The following is a 17,219-nucleotide window of genomic DNA, read 5'->3' as shown; positions in this document are numbered from 1 at the left end:
CCGGTCGAGCCGCCGCACTGCCGCGCGTGACCGGGCCGGTGGCGCCGTGGTGACCGAGCCCCGCGTCAACCCGTTCCCGCTGCCGGGCTGGGAGAGCACGCCGATGCGCCCGCTGCGCCCGTGGCACCGGCCGGCGCACCGCGACTACTACGTGCCCGTCGACGGCACCGAAGAGGCGTTCGACCAGTTCCGGCAGGAGATGGGCGACCTCGGCGTGCTGCTGGAGTACGGCCGCCTCGCGCTGGTCACCGGCGAGTCCGGGTGCGGCAAGACCGCGTTGGTCAACCGGTGCGCGGACTGGGTCGTCGGCGAGCTCGCGCGGCGGGACATGCGCGGCCTCGTGCTCGACCTGACCGGCTGCCTGCCGACCGACCAGGAGCTGTCCATCGACCAGCGCACCGCCGAGGTGTGCGACCGGATGTTCGACCTGCTCGTGGACGACGGCGCGCTGCGCCAGGAGAGCGAGGACCGGCTCGACGCCGTCCGGGACGTGCCGCGCCGCGTGTTCCCCCGCCTCGGGCAGGCGCTGCGCGAGGACGTCGCGCTGATCGTGCTGCTGCCGAGCCCGAACGAGCTGGTGGACGAGGTGATCCGCTACGCGCGGACGCTCAACAGCGCGAAAGTGCTGTTCCTGACCGAATCCGCGTACCTGAGCACGGACGAGGTGGCCGATGTCGTGCGGCAACTGGAAACCTGGGTCCCGCCGATCACCCTGCACGTCGGTCCGCTCGACACCGGTGACGCGCAGCGATTCGCCGAAGACCGGCTGTCTCGTCACGCGGAAGCGGGAACTTATCCACGGATGAGTGATGACGCGATCGAATTGGTGGCGAAGCACTGCCAATCGGTCGCCATGCTGCAGAGATTCTTACATGGCACGTACGAACACAAACGTGAAGCGGGACTAGGCTACACCGAGGCCGATCTGGTGACCGTCGAGGACATCAGGGCGTTCTTGAACACGAAGTCCCGGAATGGACCGGTGAATGGGCCATGAGCGACCGCAGCGATCTCCCGCCCTCGCGGAAGAACCCCTTCTCGCCGATGGCGGTCGCCCGGATCACGGACTTCGACGCCGACCCCGACGCGGTCGACGTGGCGATCACCACCGACGCGACGCGGCAGGCGCTCGCGCACCTCACCTCCTACCTGGACGCGCCGCCCGCGCGCGGCGGCCGTGACCGCACCGGCACCGTGGTGGCCGTGCTGGGCGACTACGGCACGGGCAAGACGCACCTCGCGGTGCGGCTGGTCCGGCACGCCCGGCAGGTGCTGGCCGACCCGACGCACGCGCTGTACCTCGACGCGACCGCGGAGAGCTTCATCGAGCTGTACCGGCGGTTCATGCAGAAGCTCGGTCGCGAGGGCGTGCGGGCGCAGGTCAGCGAGTACTACGCGGACATCGTCGCGGACTCGTTGCAGAGCAGCGGCCTGACCAGCGACATGCTGGAGTGGCTCGGCAGCAGGCAGCTGGAGCCGCAGGAGGTCGTGGAACGGCTGGGCCTGATGGAGAGCGCGCTGCTGCGCAAGGTCCAGGACACGCTGCGCGAGGTGACGAACAACAAGGACTTCGGCACCGCGCTCACCCTGCTGCTGCGGCCGGGGTTCGAGCACTCGGTGTGGTCGTGGCTGCTCGGCGGCGCGCCGGACCAGGTGCTCGTGGAACGCGGCATCGACACGCCGATCGACAGCGAGGTGGCCGCGCTGGAGGCGATGGGCGTGTTCGCCCTGCTGTTCGGCGGCAGGCAGCGGCGGTTCGTGCTGGCGGTCGACGAGCTGGACAAGATCTTCTCCGCCGACAGCCGGCCGCAGGCCAGGACCATGGCCGCGTTCCAGACGTTGTTGCAGGTCTTCGCCAAGGCGGGCGCGTGCCTGGTGCTGTGCGGGCTGCCGGACTTCAAGTCCGTGCTGCCGCCGGCGGTGCGGCAGCGGATCCCGTACACGGTGGTGATGTCGGGGCTCAGCCAGGGCGAGGTGCGCGAGTTCGTCGAGCTGGCGCAGGAGCAGGTGTTCGGCACGCGGCAGCTGGCGCCGTTCACCGTGGACACCACGCGGTACCTGCGCGACCTCGCCCGGGGCAACGCGCGCAACGTGATCCGGTTGTGCCACCGGGTGTTCCGGATGGCCGACGACCTGTCGCGCACGCCCGGCCACGAGTTCGCCGTCACCGAGGACATGGTGCGGCAGGCGGCCCGCGACCTGTTCGGGTCGTTGAGCTCGGACGACATCGACGGCGTGGTGCGCCGGCTGCTCGACGCGAACGGCCTGGACTACCTGCACCGGCACCTGCTCGGCACGGCCGAGGACTCGCTGGCGGACTTCTGGGTCACCTTCCCCGAGCACACGACCGGCTGCGCCGTGCTGATCACCCGCTCGCTGCTGGAGAACGCGGACCTCGGCGTGGTGCGGCGGCGGATCTCGGCGGTGCGCGAGGCCGAGCCGGACGCCGAGCTGATCCTGCTGGTCAACGGCGTGGTGGCGGACGGCGTGGCGATCCAGCTGCGGGAGCTGCTCGGCCGCGAGCCGCTGGTGTACGTCGACCGGACGTTCGCCGACGACTTCAAGGCGCTGGTCAGCGCGACGGGACGGCGGCCGGCCGGCGACGCGGACCCGTTGTCGGCGCTGCGGTGGCGGATGGACCAGCTGGCCAAGCAGCAGTCGAGCATCTACGGGTTCATCGAGCACCTGGCCGAGCACATGGACGGGGTGCGGGCGTCGTCGGACCGGCAGCTCGGCGCGATCCAGCGGCAGCTCGGCGCGCTGGCGGGCGGCACGCCGGGCCGTGCGGCGGAGGCGGCGACGAGCAGGCTGCCCGGCGAGGTGGAGCGGCTGTTCCGGGACGCGGTGGACGCGTTGGAGGACCTGACGCAGGTCGACGTGATGTTCGAGGAGGCGTTCGACCACGCGCCGACGGCCACCCAGGAGGCCGTGCACCGGCGGCTGCGGACGCCGGAGTTCACCCAGGCGGCGGCGCAGGCGGAGTTCATGCGCAAGGCCGTGGAGGCGTTCCGGGCCGCGGTGTCGCAGTGGTACCAGTCGGCCGAGGACACCGACGCGCAGGACCGGCTGGAGGAGCTGTGCGGCATCTACGACGGGATCGTGGAGTTCCTGCCGCTGTTCCTGCTGGACCCGCTGTTCAAGCTGCCGCCGTGGTCGGCGCGGGCGGGCGGCCTGGTGGCCGAGGTGGGCCAGGGCTCGCGCCGGGCCCGCGTGCACGAGGCGTTGCGCAACCTGAGCCCCCGCGTGCGCCGCGCGGTGTTCCGCTCGTCCCCGGCGTGACCCGAGCGTTCCACGCGGTGTTCCGCTCGTCCCCGGCGTGATCCGAGCGTTCGACTCGGGGCGCCGGAACGGGTGGGGTGAACGCTCAGGGGGTCGGCTTCACCCGGTAGGCCGGGGTCGCCTGCGGTGCGGGTGCGGGCTTGAGCGGCACGCGCGGCACGCGCTTCGGCGGTCGGGCGGGCGCCGCCGGTGCCGGGGTCGGACGGGCCGTCACGCGGTCGTAGGCGCCGTTCGCGACGGCGTGCAGCAGGTTCACCACGACGACGGCGGGCGCGACCACGGCGATGGCGCCCGGGAACGTCGGTTCCAGCAGCAGCGCCAGGATGATCGCGGTCAGGCCGTTCTGCTGGCCCAGCGCCAGCCGCACCCGGTCGCCGCGCCACCGCTTCGGCACCGTCAGCGCGAACGCCACCACGGCCTGCGCGCCGAACGCCGCCACGCCGAGCACCGCGCCGACACCGGCCAGCACCCAGCTGAACTCGGCGGCCAGCACCAACCCGACCGCGGCGAGGGCCAGCACCATGCCCGCCTGCGCCAACCCGTCCACCCACCGACCCAGGTTCGGCCGGAAGAACAAGCCCAGCAGCGCCAACGCCAGCAGCAGCGAGTACTGCACCGCGACGAACCCGACGGCCAGCACCGCCACCACCATCACCGCGCGCACCGCGTACCGGACCGCACGCCCGCCGGCCTCGGCCCGCCGCACCCGCCCGCGCACCAGCGCCCACAGCACGAACGCCACCCCGGCCAGCGCCAGGTTCAGCACCAGGTTGACCGCGAACGTCCCCACGCCGCCGACCGCGCCGCCGTTCAGCGCGAACGCGGTGATGTACACCGTGAGCAGCACGGTGATCGGGTCGTCGAACGACGCCCACGCCGACAGCAGCGCCTTCGCCGAGTCCGACATCCGCGACTTCGCGTGCATCGCGGCCACCGACAGCGGGTCGATCTGCGCCACCGCCACCGCGAGGATCAGGTACGCCGGGTCGCGGAACGCGAAGAACATCACGCCGAAGATCAGCGCGACTTTCGCCAGCACACCGAGCGTGACGGCGATCACCACGGTGCGCAGTTGCCTGCGGAATTCCGCGATCACGATCCCGCTGGTGCTCGCGTACAAACCGAATCCGAGCAACGCGGTGATGAAATACCCGTACACCGGCGAGCGGTCGACTTCGCGGAGTCCGAACTGCCAGGCGCAGAGCCAGCCCGCGCCGAGGGCCGAGAGGAGCACGGCCGAGCGGATCACGGGCGTCACCATTCCACGGTAGGCACGGGTGGATGAGCGTTCAAGGACCGATTGGAGTGAGTTCGGCGGCCAAAGCGGACATTCGATCATCCGCCGCCCGCACCCGTGACTGGTCGATCGTCACGCCGACCAGGTATTCCCCGGCGCGCAACCGGTAGTGGTAGATCGCGCCCATCTCGACGTCGAGCACGAGCCGCGCCATGAGCCCGCCGACGACGGGGCTCACCGCCCGGTTCAGCTTGGTCGTCAACGCGCCGAGCTCCTGCACGAACCCGTGGTAGAACCGGCGCCGCGCCTCCACCGTGACCTGCTTGAAGAACGGCGCCAGCGAAGGGTCGCCCAGGCAGTCGACCATCGCCCGCACCTCGCCGCCGACGACGTGCGCGACCAGGTGCAGGTCCTCCGGCCGCACCGCCGCCAGGCACGCGGTCAGCGGCCCCTCCCCCGCCGTCACGTGCGGGCTCACGGCTTCGCGCACCGGCAACGGCGCGACGTCCGCCGAGCTCTCCCAGCCACCGGGGTTGAGCGAGCCGAGGCTGAGCTGGGCGCGCAGCCGGGTGGCGAGCCCGGCCACCGCCCGGTCCGCCTCGTCGACGGCGGGGTGGCCGAACAGCGGCCCGGCGCCCGCGTGGTCCAGCACCAGGCCGACGACGTGCTCGGTCGGCACCACGGAGTCGCAGAACAGCGCGCCCTCCTCGGTGTGCAGCACGGTGCGGATCAGCCGGCCCGTGCGCACCTCCTGCAACGCCCGGTCCAGCGTGGCGACCTGGAACGTGAGGTGCCTGCCCAGCCGCTTGAGCTCCTCGCGGCGGGTGCCGCCGGGCAGCGCGTCCGGTGCGGGCGGCGGGTCGCCGAGGGCGTCGACGCCGAAGTCGAACACGCCGCTGCTGTAGTGCGCGAGGTAGTGCAGCGCGGGTGTCTCCGCGATCGCCGCCCGGCACGCCTGCCTGGCCAGGTCGAACTCCGGTCCGACGTGCTCGGCCTGCTCCTCGTGCAGCTCCACGCCGCTCCCTCCTGCGCGCTCAGGTGTGCGGGATGTCGACATCGCACTCCCGCCAGTCCTGGTCGGTCGGGTGTGCCGCGAGTCGCAGGTCGTGCGCCGCCGCGGCGGTGTGCGGGTGATCGTGCCCCAGGAACTCCAGGCAGTCGGTGTGCGCCTCGGCGATCAGTTCGGCGGCCCGGTCCGCGTTCCCGGCCGCGGCGTGCACCCGTGCCTCGTCGATCGCCGACGCCAACGTCCACGGGTGCGTGTCGCCGAGCCGCGCGCGCAACGTCCGCGTCGCGGCCTCCACCTGGCTCACCGCGCCGGCCGGGTCGCCCGCCGCGCGCAGCGCCAGCCCGAGGCCGAGCTTGCACAGCGCCACGAACGGGTGATCGTCGCGCAGCCCGACGTGCTGCTGGAAGCCGTTCAGCGCGGTGCGGGCGAGTTCGACGGCCAGCTCGGGGTCGACGCCGACGCGGCGGTGGTCGGCGGCGAAGCTCAACGCGCAGCCCAGCGTGTAGGGGTGGTGCGGGCCGAGGACCTCGCGGTAGTCCCGCAACGCCTTGCCGGTGCGTTCCTTGGCCTCCTTGGCCCGCCCGACCAGGCGCAACGCGATGGCGCGGTTCCACTGCACGCCGATCTGCACCTGGTTCAGCTCGTGCCGCAGCGCCTGCAACTGCTGCGACGCGTACAGCAGCGAGTCCAGCGCCTCCGGGTAACGCCCCAGTTCCCGTTGGTACAGGCCGATCTGGGCGAGGGTCGCCCAGGTCCGCGAGTCGCCCGTGCCGAACAGCCGCCGCCGCCTGCGGTAGTTGTCCTCCTCCAGCGCCAGCGCGCCCGCCGCGTCACCGGAGAGGAACATCGAGGACGCCAGGTTGTTCGCCGCGCGGCGGGTGTCCGGGTGGTCCTCGCCGAGTACCGAGCGCAGGCTCTCCCAGGTGGCCTGGTCCTCCGCCAGCGCCTCGGCGAACAGGCCGAGCCCGCGCAGGTCGCCGCCGCGGCCGCGGGCCGTGATCAGCGGGCGCGGGTGGGTGAGGTCGAGCGCGCGCCGCTGCTGGGCCAGGGCCAGGTCGTCCAGCCGCAGCGCCTCGGTCGGCTCGCCGAGCACGCGGTGCACGTTGGCCAGCTCGGTGGCCAGCCGGTTGCGCAGCGGGTCGGCCGGGCCGAACCGCAGGGTCCACGCGTCCAGCAGGGCGCGGCCCGGTCCCAGCGCGGCCCGGCGTACGCCCGCGCCGCCGTCGGTGAACAGGAACCGCACCTGGTTGACCAGCCAGCGGCGCACCTTCGGGTCGTCGCTGCCCAGCGCGCCGGACGGGATGACGTGCTTCTGCAGCTCGGCGAACCGGGCGTGCCGGGTCGGCGAGTTGTCCTCCACCTCGGTCGGCGCCACCGCGGCCAGCGCCCGCAGCACGTCGGCCCGCCGTTCCTCGCGCTCGGCCCTGGTCATCCGGTCGCGCAGCGCGCGCTGCACCACGCGGTGCAGGCGCAGCGAGTACTGGTCGCCCCAGTCGACGCGGAACAGCCCGTACCGCGCGCCGTACCAGAGCACCCGGTCGATCTCGGCGGCGTCCAGCTCCAGCGGCTCGGCGTCCACGCCGCCCGCCGCGATCACCCGGCCGAGGAACGCGGGCGAGCGCACCAGGCCCAGGTTCGCGCCCTCCGGCGAGAGGAACGCCGACAGCTCCGCGACCAGTACCGCCAACCGGCCGGTGCCGTTGCCCCGCAACGCGTCCACCGCGACGTCGACGACCCGCGCCACACCGTCCACTTCGGACCGGCCGAGGCGTTCGAACAGGGTGCGCGTGGCCCAGGTGGCGGCGTCGGAGTCCCGGGAGCCCGCGCCGACCTCGGTCCGCGCCGTCTCGCCGAGCCAGGACGACGCCAGGTCCAGCGCCAGCGGCAGGTGGTCGACGGCCTCCGCGACCCGGCCGGCGTCCTCCGCGGTCAGCCCCGGGACCCGGTCCAGCAGCAGGCGCACGCTGTCCTCGGCGCGCATCGGCACCAGCTCGACGGCCTGGCCGGCGCCCGGTCCGGACGTGATCAGCACGTGCCCGGTGGCGCCGCCGGGTAACAGGTCGGCGAGCACGTCCGGGTCGTCGGCGTTGTCGTAGACCAGCAGGAACCGCGCGTACGCCGGGTCGTCCGACAGCCGCTCCAGCGCGGACAGCGTGCCGTAGTCGGTCGAGCCCGGCTGGCGCAGCCGGACCGCCAGCTCGGCCAGGCCGCCGAGCACCGACTGCCGGTCGTGCGCGGACAGCCACCACACCGCCGCGTAGTCCGACGAGAACCGGTAGGCGTACTCCAGCGCCAGCTCGCTCTTGCCGACGCCGGGCACGCCGTTCACCGTCACCACGGCGCGACCGTCGCCGGCCGCCGCGAACTGGTCCCGCAACGCCTCCAGGTCCTCGTCCCGGCCGACGAAGCCGGGGTGGCGCGGCGGCAGCTCGAACACGGCCGGGTCGCTGCCCGGCACCCGCATGCCCGGCTCGTGCACCGTGCCCGGCCGGTCGATCAGGCCGAAGTGGCCCAGCAGCCGGGCGCTCAACGTCTCCGGGGTGTGGTCGTGCACGGCCAGCCCGCCGTCCGCGGGGCCTTCGTCGGACAACCGCAGCCGCAGCACGGTCAGCGGCAGCGCGGGCAGCTCCACCGGGCCCAGGTGCGGCGACGACAGGATCAGCACGCCCGGCGGCACGTCGGCCTCGAACCACCCGCGCGCCTCGGACAGCCGGGCCACCTGCGCGCCCGCGCGTTCCAGCTGGCCGCGCACCCAGTCCGCCCAGGGCCGGTCGCGCGGCGCGTACACCAGGACCACGCGGTCCGGCGCGGTGGTCGACGTCAGCCCGAACACCCGCCGGTAGCGGGCGCGCAGCACCGGCGACACCGGGACCACCTCGGTGACCGCGCCGCCGGTGACCGCCGCGGCCAGCCTGCCGTACTGGGCCTCCAGCGCGCCGCCGCTGGTGGGCTCCTCCACCAGGATCGCCAGCAGCGGGTCGAACGCGTCGAACGGGCGGTAGGGGATCTCGATCGTGCCGCCGTCGGGCACCCGTTTCGCCTGCCCGGCCAGCAGTTCGGCGAACGCGGCGCGGATCGCGGACCGGATGCGCTGCGCCCGCGACAACTCGTCGGCGTCGTCGAACAACGTCGCCACCGGCACCACGTCGATCCGGATCGGCGCGCGCTTGCGCAGCCGCGCGGCCAGGTCCGCCGCGTCGGCGATGGCCCGGGGACGCGGGCGGAAGCACACCACCGCCAGCTCGCACAGCGTCGCGATCAGCGTCAGCGACTCGTCGCCCGCCCCGGTCGGCGCGTCGATCAGCACCTGGTCGTAGTCGGACTCCGCCAGTCGCGCGCGCAGCTCGGCGATCGCGCCCGCGTCACCGTGCCTGGTCTCGGGTTGCGGCCGGCCCGCCGCGTCGACCGGCATCGGCGACACCACGTCGATGTGGCCGGGGACCGTGACGTCTCCCGCCGGCGGCGCGAACCGCTCCACGACGGGCGCCGGGTCGTCCTCGCGCAGCGGGTCCGCCCGGTACGCGGCCAGCAGGCCGCGGCCCAACGCGTCCGGCAACCCCAGGCGGGCCACCAGGAACGGCTCCAGGTACTCGCGCACCCGCGGCACCTCGGAACCCCAGTCCACGACCAGGACCCGTTGCCCGGCCGCGGCCAGCGCCCACGCCAGGTTCGCCACCGCGCTCGTGCGGCCGGTCCCTCCGGTCGCCGACAGGAAGGCGGTGACCCCGGTGGGGCCCGGTGTGGTGCGCGGGGTGCTCATCTGCTGCTCCAGAGCGGCGGGGGGACTTGGGAATACCGGTTGCGCGGGCCGCGCGCCCGCGACTCAGCCGCGTTTCACCCGAACGGCAGCAGGCACGGTCACAAGGAGCTCTCGAAGGCCGCGAACCGGTCGGGCAGCTCGGCGTTCGCCGCGAGGATCCGGTGCAGCGCGGCGCGCAGCGCGGTGTCCGGCAGATCCGCCAACCGGGCCAGGTCCACGCCCGTGACGTCCAGGAGTTCGGACTCCAGGACGGGTTCGGAAGTCATGTCCGACCTACCCCCTCACCGCAATGCTGCGGGTTTCACCGCAGCCGCCTGATTGCCGGCGAACGCCGACGGCGCACTTCCCATCGTAGTGAACGACAACGGTCACCGTCGGGAATCCTCCGATTGGCGGAGGTAGCGGGCGGCGCGCTGTGTTTGATTGCTGGTGGGGTCTCCGGTTTGCTTGTGGCGCGGGGAATGTCGGGGGTGGTGGCGGTGAACTCGGGGAATGGGTTGCCGTTCCGCCAGTTCGTGCTCAAGGTGCACGGCCGGTGCAACCTGGCGTGCGACTACTGCTACGTCTACGAACTGGCCGACCAGCGGTGGCGTTCCCGGCCGCGGGCGATGTCGCCGGAGATCGTCGCGCACACCGCCGAACGGGTGGCCGAACACGTGCGCGGACACCGGTTGTCCGAAGTCGAAGTGGTGTTGCACGGCGGTGAGCCGCTGCTCGCCGGACGTGCCGCGATCGAGTCGATCGTCACCCGGTTCCGCTCGGTCGTGCCCGCGCCGGTGCGGTTCACCGTGCAGACGAACGCGACATTGCTGGACCGGGAATTCCTGGAGCTGTTCTCCGCGCGCGGTGTTCGGGTCGGGGTGAGCGTGGACGGCACGCCGGAAGCGCACGACCGGCACCGCGTTCGGCCGGACGGCGGCGGCAGTTGGGCGGCGGTGCGGGCGGCGTTGACGGCTTTGCGCTCGTTCCCGGAGGTGTACGGCGGTCTGCTGTGCGTGGTGGACGTCGGTGAAGACCCGGTGCGCGTCTACGAGTCGTTGCTGGAATTCTCGCCGCCCGCGGTGGATTTCCTGCTGCCGCACGGCAACTGGTCCGCGCCGCCGCCGGGACGGGTCGCGGACGACGACTCCACGCCGTACGCGGAGTGGCTGATCGCCGTGTTCGACGTCTGGTACGGCAGGCCGCGCACGCGCGTGCGGCTGTTCGAGGAACTGCTGGCGGTGTTGCTCGGCGGGCGGTCCGGGGTGGAGGGGATCGGGTTGAGCCCGTCGGCCCAGGTGGTGGTGGAGACCGACGGCACGATCGAGGCCTCCGACATCCTGGCGTCGTCCTCGCCGGCGGCCTCGGCGACCGGGCTGCACGTGGCGCGCGACCCGTTCGACGCGGCGCTGGACCTGCCGGACGTGCGCGCCGGTCGTGCCGGGTTGGCCGGGTTGTCGGAGCAGTGCCGGCGGTGCCCGGTGGTGTCGGCGTGCGGCGGCGGGTTGCGGGCGCACCGGTTCCTGGAGGGCGCCGGGTTCGACCGGCCGTCGGTGTACTGCCCGGACCTCGTGCGGCTGATCGGGCACGTGCGGTCGCGCGTGGCGGCGGACCTGGCGGCGCTGGCGTGACGGTCGGGCCCTTCCGGGTTTCCGCTTCGGACTTCGCCGCCCTCGCGCGGGGCGGTGGTGGTGCGGCGGTGCGCACGTTGCGGCTGGCGCGGCGCAGCCGGACGTTGCTGCTGATCAGGTCGATCGCGGCGGACCCGGCGGCGCGGGAGGCGTTCTCGTTGCTGCGCGAGGTGGCGCGGGTGGCTCCGGAGGCGGTGGACCGGGTGCTCGACCACCCGTCGGTCGGCGCCTGGGCGACGCGGACCGCGTTGGCGGTGCGTCGGGGCGACGAGGCCCGGCCGGCGGAGCTGGCGTTCACGGCGGCCGCGGCGGCGGTGCGCGCGGGGGTGGCGGTGGACCTGGAGTTCCCGCCGGTGGAGGTGTTCTCGCTGCCGTCGTTGGGCGTGGTGGTGGGGCCGGGGTTGGCCTACGAGCCGTTGCCGGAGATCCGCTTGGGCGCGCACACCCTCCAGGTGGACCTGTGGGCCGGTGGCGGCGTGCCCGACGAGCTGCCGGTGGCCGCGTCGGTCGACCTGCCGCGGTGGCGGGACGCGCTCGGCTCGGCGTGGGACCTGCTGACCCGGGACCACCCGGCGCTCGCCGCGGAGTTCGCCGAGGTGGTGTCGGTGCTGACGCCGATGCCGTCGTCGCCGACGGGCACGAGCAGCGCGACGTTGGCCGACGCGTTCGGGTGCGTGTTCCTGTCGCCGACGCCGGACGCGGAGACGTTGGCCGTGACGCTCGCGCACGAGGCGCAGCACAGCAAGCTGGTGGCGTTGATGGACCTGTTCGCGTTGGTCAAGCCCGGCAGCGAGGCCCGGTTCTACGCGCCGTGGCGGGAAGACCCGCGGCCGGCGGCCGGTCTGCTGCACGGCACGTACGCGCACCTGGGCGTGGCGGGCTTCTGGCGCTCCCGCCCCGGCATGGCCGCGCGGGTCGAGTACGCGCGCTGGCGTTCCGCGGCCCTGATCACCGCCGAGACCCTGCTGGCCGGCGACGAGCTGACCCCGACCGGCACCCGGTTCGTCACCGAGCTGGCCACCGTCCTGCGCGCCTGGTGCGCCGAACCCCTCCCCCCGGCCGCCGAGGCCGTGGCCGCCGCCGAAGCCGCCGCCCACCAAGCCCGCTGGCGAGCCACCAACGGCCCCCTCCCCCGGACCTGACCCCCGAACGCAGGACCCACCGGCCTTCGACACCCGGCACCTGAACGCTCAGGACGCAGGACGTGGGCCAGGTGGCGGAGGCCGCAGTCCGGCGACTCGCCGTGCGCGGTCCGCCGGGTTCGCCGGTCCGGCCGCGATACTGCCCGCCATGCTCACCGCCGACGGCCACCTGGTGCACTCCCCGGCGGACCTGGTGGACCTGTTGGAGTGCGACCACCGCGCCCGGCTCTCGCTCGCCCTGGCCACCGGCCTGCCCGGCGCGCCCGTCCCGGACGCCCAGCCCGACACCCTCGCCACCCGGCACGGCCACGCGCACGAGCAGGCCGTGCTCGCGAGGTTCCGCGCCGAGCACGACGTGGTCGAGATCGGCCAACCCGCGCCGACGCACGCCGCCCTCACCGAAGCGGCCGAGGCGACCGCACGGGCGATGGCGGACCGCGCGCCGGTGATCTACCAGGCCGTCTTCTACGCCGACGGCTTCCACGGCCGCGCCGACTTCCTCGTCGCCACCGACCGGGGCTACGAGCCGCACGACGCCAAGCTCGCCCGGCACGCCACCCCGGCCGCCGTCGTCCAGCTCACCGCCTACGCCAACGCCCTGCGCGACCACGCCGGCCCCGCCATGCACCTCCTGCTCGGCGACGGCACCACCAAGACGTTCCAGGTCGCCGACTTCCTCCCGCTGGTCCGCGACCTCCAGACCCGCCTGAAAGCACGCCTCGCCGCACCACCTGCCCTGCCCGAACGCCTCTGGGACGACGAACGCCCGGCGTGCGCCACCTGCCGCTTCGGCAGGCACTGCGCCACCGGCCGGGAACGCGACCGCGACCTCTCCCTGGTCGCCGGCATCCGCACCGACCAGCGCCGCAAGCTCGTCGCCGCCGGCCTCGGCACGATCGACGCCCTCGCCAACGCCACCCGCGCCGACCGCCCCGCGACGATGTCCGCCGCCACGTTCACCGGCCTGCGCGCCCAGGCCGCGCTCCAGGTCATCCAGGACGACTCCCGCACCGACGACGACCCGATCGGCAAGGTCGCCTACGAGGTCGTCGGGCCGGAAGCCCTGGCCACGCTGCCCGTGCCCAGCCGCGGCGACCTGTTCTTCGACATGGAGGGCGACCCGTTCGCCCTCGACGGCGAGGGCCTGGAGTACCTGTTCGGCGTGGTCGACGCGGACGAGCGCTTCACGCCGTTCTGGGCGCACACCCGCCCGCAGGAGAAGGTCGCGTTCGAGCGGTTCGTCGACCACGCCACCCGGACGCTGCAAGATCACCCGGACGCGCACGTCTACCACTACGCGCCGTACGAGGTGAACGCGCTCAAGAAGCTCGCCGCCCTGCACGGCACGCGTGAGGAGGCCGTCGACCACCTGCTGCGCTCCGGCGCGCTGGTCGACCTCTACGCCGTCGTGCGCAAGGCCCTGCGCGTGTCCCAGCGGTCGTACTCGATCAAGTACCTCGAGCCGCTCTACATGCCGGGTGCACGCGCGGGCGACGTCACCACGGCCGTCTCCAGCATCGAGGCCTACGAGGAGTTCCTGGCCCTGCGCCACGTCGACCCGGCCCGCGCCGAGGACGTGCTCACCGGCATCGCCGACTACAACACCTACGACTGCGTCTCCACGCTGCGGCTCTACCGGTTCCTGCTGGAGGTGCGCGCGGAGGCGGGCATCGAGCCGCACGAGGCCGAGCCGTCGTTCACCGAGGAGATCGAGGACGAGCTCGCCGCCCAGCGCCGGGCCGAGCGCGCCGAACGCCTCGCCGCCGTCGTCGACCCGCTGCTGGAGGGCCTGCCGGACAACCCGGCCGAGGCGACCGACGACGAACGGGCGCGCGCGCTGCTCGCCGCCGCCGTCGGCTACCACCGGCGCGAGACGAACCCGGCCTGGTGGGACTTCTTCCGCCAGATGGCTGCGCCGCTGTCCGAGCTGGAGTCCGACAGCGCGTGCGCGGTGCCGGTGTCGGTGCGGGCGCAGGACTGGGCGATGCCGTCCGGCCGGGTCCGCAAGGCCAAGCGCGAGGTGCGGGTGTGGTGCGACCCGGACCGGCCGCACCCCTTCGCGAAGGGCGACCAGGTCCGCCTGCTCTACCCCGGCAAGCCCGCGAACGTGACCCGTGACGCCGTGGTGCTCGCCGAGTCCGCCGAGGACATGGTGGTGCTGGAGAGCGTCGCGCCCGACGACGTGCACGGTGAGCAGCCCCTCGCGGTCCTGCCCGGCAGCCCGGTGCAGCCGAAGCCGAAGGACGAGGCGGTCTACGAGCTGGCGCGCACGGTGGTGGACGGGCTGCCGGCGCTCCCGCCGCACCCCGGCGTCGACCTGGTCCGCCGCACGCCGCCGCGCCTGAAGACCGGCGCGCTGCCCCGCAGCGACGACCTGATCGCCGACGTGATCGCGGCCGTCGACGCGTTGGACGGCTCCACGCTCGCCGTGCAGGGCCCGCCCGGCGCGGGCAAGACGTACCTGGCGGGACGGCTGATCGCGCACCTGATCCGCGGCGGTCGCAGCGTCGGCGTGACGTCCACCAGCCACAAAGCCGTGGAGAACGTGCTGAGCGCGGCCTTGGCGGCGGGCCGGGAGCTGGGCGTGCCGATCCCCACGGCCAAGCGCGCGAAGGGCGCGCCCGCGAAGGACTGCTCGTGGGAGCAGCCGCGCGACAACCCGGCGTTGGTGCGGTGGCGCGCCGACCAGGGCGGCGGGCACCTGGTCGGCGGCACGGCGTGGACGTTCGCCAACGCGGCGCTGCGCGAGCAGCCGTTCGACGTGCTGATCGTGGACGAGGCCGGGCAGTTCGCGCTGGCCGACGCGCTGGCCGTGTCGACGTGCGCGCGCAACCTCGTGCTGCTGGGCGATCCGCAGCAGCTGCCGCAGGTCGTGCAGGGCACGCACCCGGCGGGCGCGGAGGCGTCGGCGCTGGGGCACCTGATCGGCGACGCCGACGTGATCCCGCCGGAGCTCGGCTACTTCCTGGACCAGACGCGGCGCATGCACCCGGCCGTGTGCGCGCCGGTGTCGAACCTGTCCTACGCCGGGCTGCTGCACGCGCACCCCAGTGCCGCCGCGCGCGGGATCGACGGCGTGCCGTCGGGCGTGTACGTGCACTCGGTGCCCCACTCCCACAACACCACGTCGTCCACCGAGGAGGCGGACGCGGTGGTCGGCGTGGTGCGGTCGCTGATGGGTCGCATGTGGACGGACGGGCCGGACGCGCGGGCGCTGGACGACTCCGACGTCCTGGTGGTGGCGCCGTACAACCTCCAGGTGCGACTGGTGCGGCGCGAGCTGGAGAAGCACGGCTACGAGCACGTGCGGGTCGGCACCGTGGACCGGTTCCAGGGCCAGGAAGCGCCCGTGGTGATCACCACGATGACCTCGTCGGCCGCCGTCGACCTGCCGCGCGGGCTGGACTTCCTGTTGTCCCGCAACCGGTTGAACGTCGCGCTGTCGCGGGCGCAGGCCGTGGCGGTCGTGGTGTGCTCGCCGAGGTTGGTCGAGGCCGACATCCGCGGCGTCGACCAGCTCCGCCTCGTCTCGGGGATGATCGGCCTGATGGCCGACGCCGCCCCGTGGGAGGTCGAGCGGCACCGCTGAAGCCGTGCGGCGGCGTCACCCGGATCCATCAGGCTCCGGGGTGAACGCTCGGGCCGTGGCGTCCGTATAGGGGTGTGCGTTCCCCGCCGCGCCACCGCCGTCCACAGGAGCCACCATGCAGTTCGCACGGGCCGTCCGGGCACCACTCTGCGTCGCGGCGGCCGTCGCGTCCGCCGGCCTGCTGGCCGCCGCACCCGCCTCCGCGCACACCCCGTCGCTCAAGTCCGGGTGCGTCGACGGCAACGCCGTGCTCACCGTCGGTCTCACCCGGTACGACGGCCGCCGGTCCAATGCGGTCACCGTCGAGGACAACGGGCGGTCCCTCGAGGACGGCCGGTTCCGCGAGTCGTTCCGGAGGTCCTACAGCGAGCCAGGAACCGTCGAGCACGTCTTCACCGTGACCGTGCGGGCGTGGGATGACCCGAGGGGGGAACGTGGCTGGTCGTTCACGAGGCGATTGACCGCGCCCCCGTGCGTGACGCCGACGACGACCACCACGACCACCACCACGGTCCCCGTCAACACCACCACGACCGTCACGACTACGACTCCCGTCGAAGCGACCACCACCACGACGACCACGACCACGCCGCTGACGTTCGACTGGCCCACCACACAACGGAAAGCTCTGGTGGTGCCCGCCGCCGACGACCGCGGCCTGCCGGACACCGGCGCGGACGTCACCGTCCCCCTTGTACTCGGCGTGCTGCTGCTCAGCGGCGGGACCGCGGTCCTCTTCGTCCTCCGGCGACGGCTCCGGCGCTAGGTCACGGATTCACGGAAAGTAGTTACCGAACCCCGGATCGTGTTGTTATAAACCCCCCGATAGGGTGGCGCGGTTCTCCTCAGCCCTTCCCTCAGGAGCCCTCACATGCAGTTCGCCAGAGTCGGCGCCCTCGTCGGCGCCGCAGTCGCCGCCCTCGCCGCGACCGTCTTCGCCGCCGTTCCCGCCTCCGCGCACACCCCCAAGCTCGAGGCGAAGTGCCAGGACGGCACGACGACCCTCAGCGTGAAGCTCACGGCGTACGCCGAGAGCACCTCGCAGAAGTCCAACCGCATCAAGGTCACCGTTGGTGACGAAGAGCTGGAGAACAAGGACTTCGGCCGCAGCTTCGAGGGCTCCTACTCCGTCAGCGGCGACGTCAAGCGCGTGTTCGTGGTCGAGGTGACCGCGCACGACGGCAACCAGTACTCCTTCACGGAGAAGAAGACCGTCGAGGCGTGCGTCGTCCCGACGACCACCACCACGTCGCCGACCACCACGACGCTCCCGCCGACGACGACGACCGAGCCGAGCACCACCACCGTGCCGCCGACCACGACGGAGTCCCCGTCCTCGGCGCCCACCACCACGACCACGACCCCCGAGGTCGTGCCGGTGGCCGACACGGGTGACGGCCTGGCCAACACCGGCGCGAGCATCGCGATCCCGCTGGTGATCGGCGTCGTGCTGCTCGGCGGCGGCGCGGCCCTGCTGATCGTGCTGCGCAAGCGCGCGGCGAACAACTAGCGCCCACCGCCTCGGGGCCCGTCACGTGCGCGGGGCCGGGGCCGCGCGGCGGGACGGGCGGCCAAGGGGGTTTGGTCCCCGCC

11 protein-coding genes and 1 pseudogene are annotated in these 17,219 nt (G+C 73.4%); 7 read left to right on the top strand and 5 right to left on the bottom strand.

Annotated features, from left to right (window positions below):
• Positions 1-49: 49 nt before the first annotated feature.
• Both ABTZ99_RS12990 and ABTZ99_RS12985 read left to right on the top strand, forming a co-directional pair.
• Positions 50-997 (top strand): hypothetical protein, encoded by a 948-nt coding sequence (locus ABTZ99_RS12990; RefSeq protein ID WP_498777047.1) that lies wholly within the window; start codon positions 50-52, stop codon positions 995-997.
• A complete protein-coding gene (locus tag ABTZ99_RS12985) occupies positions 994-3,279 on the top strand; it encodes a hypothetical protein (protein WP_499611084.1) in 2,286 nt (761 codons plus the stop codon). The genes ABTZ99_RS12990 and ABTZ99_RS12985 overlap by 4 nt, the downstream gene beginning before the upstream one ends.
• A gap of 85 nt (positions 3,280-3,364) precedes the next feature.
• On the opposite strand, the gene ABTZ99_RS12980 is transcribed toward ABTZ99_RS12985, so the two are convergent.
• The 5 genes and pseudogenes from ABTZ99_RS12980 to fxsA form a co-directional block, all read right to left on the bottom strand.
• The gene (locus ABTZ99_RS12980; protein WP_498777043.1) at positions 3,365-4,537 is read right to left on the bottom strand and encodes a hypothetical protein; all 1,173 of its coding nucleotides are present in this window, start codon (positions 4,535-4,537) and stop codon (positions 3,365-3,367) included.
• Between the two features lie 31 nt (positions 4,538-4,568).
• Positions 4,569-5,531 carry a hypothetical protein gene (locus ABTZ99_RS12975; protein WP_498777041.1) on the bottom strand — a complete coding sequence of 321 codons (963 nt, stop codon included), beginning with the start codon at positions 5,529-5,531 and terminating at the stop codon, positions 4,569-4,571.
• Between the two features lie 19 nt (positions 5,532-5,550).
• On the bottom strand, positions 5,551-8,937 hold the full coding sequence (fxsT, locus tag ABTZ99_RS12970) for an FxSxx-COOH system tetratricopeptide repeat protein (protein ID WP_499611290.1): 3,387 nt from the start codon (positions 8,935-8,937) through the stop codon (positions 5,551-5,553).
• Between the two features lie 213 nt (positions 8,938-9,150).
• Positions 9,151-9,285: pseudogene (locus tag ABTZ99_RS12965) on the bottom strand (cellulose synthase operon protein YhjQ/BcsQ); the annotation flags it as partial.
• A gap of 98 nt (positions 9,286-9,383) precedes the next feature.
• Positions 9,384-9,551: an FxSxx-COOH cyclophane-containing RiPP peptide gene (gene fxsA / locus ABTZ99_RS12960; protein ID WP_499611080.1), complete on the bottom strand. Its 168-nt coding sequence runs from the start codon at positions 9,549-9,551 to the stop codon at positions 9,384-9,386.
• Between the two features lie 213 nt (positions 9,552-9,764).
• Here fxsA and ABTZ99_RS12955 point away from each other — a divergent pair, with 213 nt between their 5' ends.
• The 5 genes from ABTZ99_RS12955 (at position 9,765) to ABTZ99_RS12935 (ending at position 17,136) form a co-directional block, all read left to right on the top strand.
• The gene (locus tag ABTZ99_RS12955; RefSeq protein ID WP_499611077.1) at positions 9,765-10,895 is read left to right on the top strand and encodes an FxsB family cyclophane-forming radical SAM/SPASM peptide maturase; all 1,131 of its coding nucleotides are present in this window, start codon (positions 9,765-9,767) and stop codon (positions 10,893-10,895) included.
• On the top strand, positions 10,892-12,037 hold the full coding sequence (locus ABTZ99_RS12950) for an aKG-HExxH-type peptide beta-hydroxylase (protein ID WP_498777035.1): 1,146 nt from the start codon (positions 10,892-10,894) through the stop codon (positions 12,035-12,037). Before ABTZ99_RS12955 ends, ABTZ99_RS12950 begins: the two co-directional genes overlap by 4 nt.
• A 148-nt stretch (positions 12,038-12,185) precedes the next feature.
• Positions 12,186-15,626 carry a TM0106 family RecB-like putative nuclease gene (locus ABTZ99_RS12945; protein WP_499611074.1) on the top strand — a complete coding sequence of 1,147 codons (3,441 nt, stop codon included), beginning with the start codon at positions 12,186-12,188 and terminating at the stop codon, positions 15,624-15,626.
• Between the two features lie 115 nt (positions 15,627-15,741).
• Positions 15,742-16,392 carry an LPXTG cell wall anchor domain-containing protein gene (locus ABTZ99_RS12940; protein ID WP_498777031.1) on the top strand — a complete coding sequence of 217 codons (651 nt, stop codon included), beginning with the start codon at positions 15,742-15,744 and terminating at the stop codon, positions 16,390-16,392.
• Positions 16,393-16,497: 105 nt separating this feature from the next.
• Positions 16,498-17,136 carry a hypothetical protein gene (locus tag ABTZ99_RS12935; RefSeq protein ID WP_499611071.1) on the top strand — a complete coding sequence of 213 codons (639 nt, stop codon included), beginning with the start codon at positions 16,498-16,500 and terminating at the stop codon, positions 17,134-17,136.
• Positions 17,137-17,219 lie beyond the last annotated feature (83 nt).

The sequence above is a fragment of the Actinosynnema sp. NPDC002837 genome (genome assembly GCF_040295345.1).
Classification (GTDB): domain Bacteria; phylum Actinomycetota; class Actinomycetes; order Mycobacteriales; family Pseudonocardiaceae; genus Actinosynnema.
This window is presented reverse-complemented; position numbering and strand designations above follow the sequence as displayed.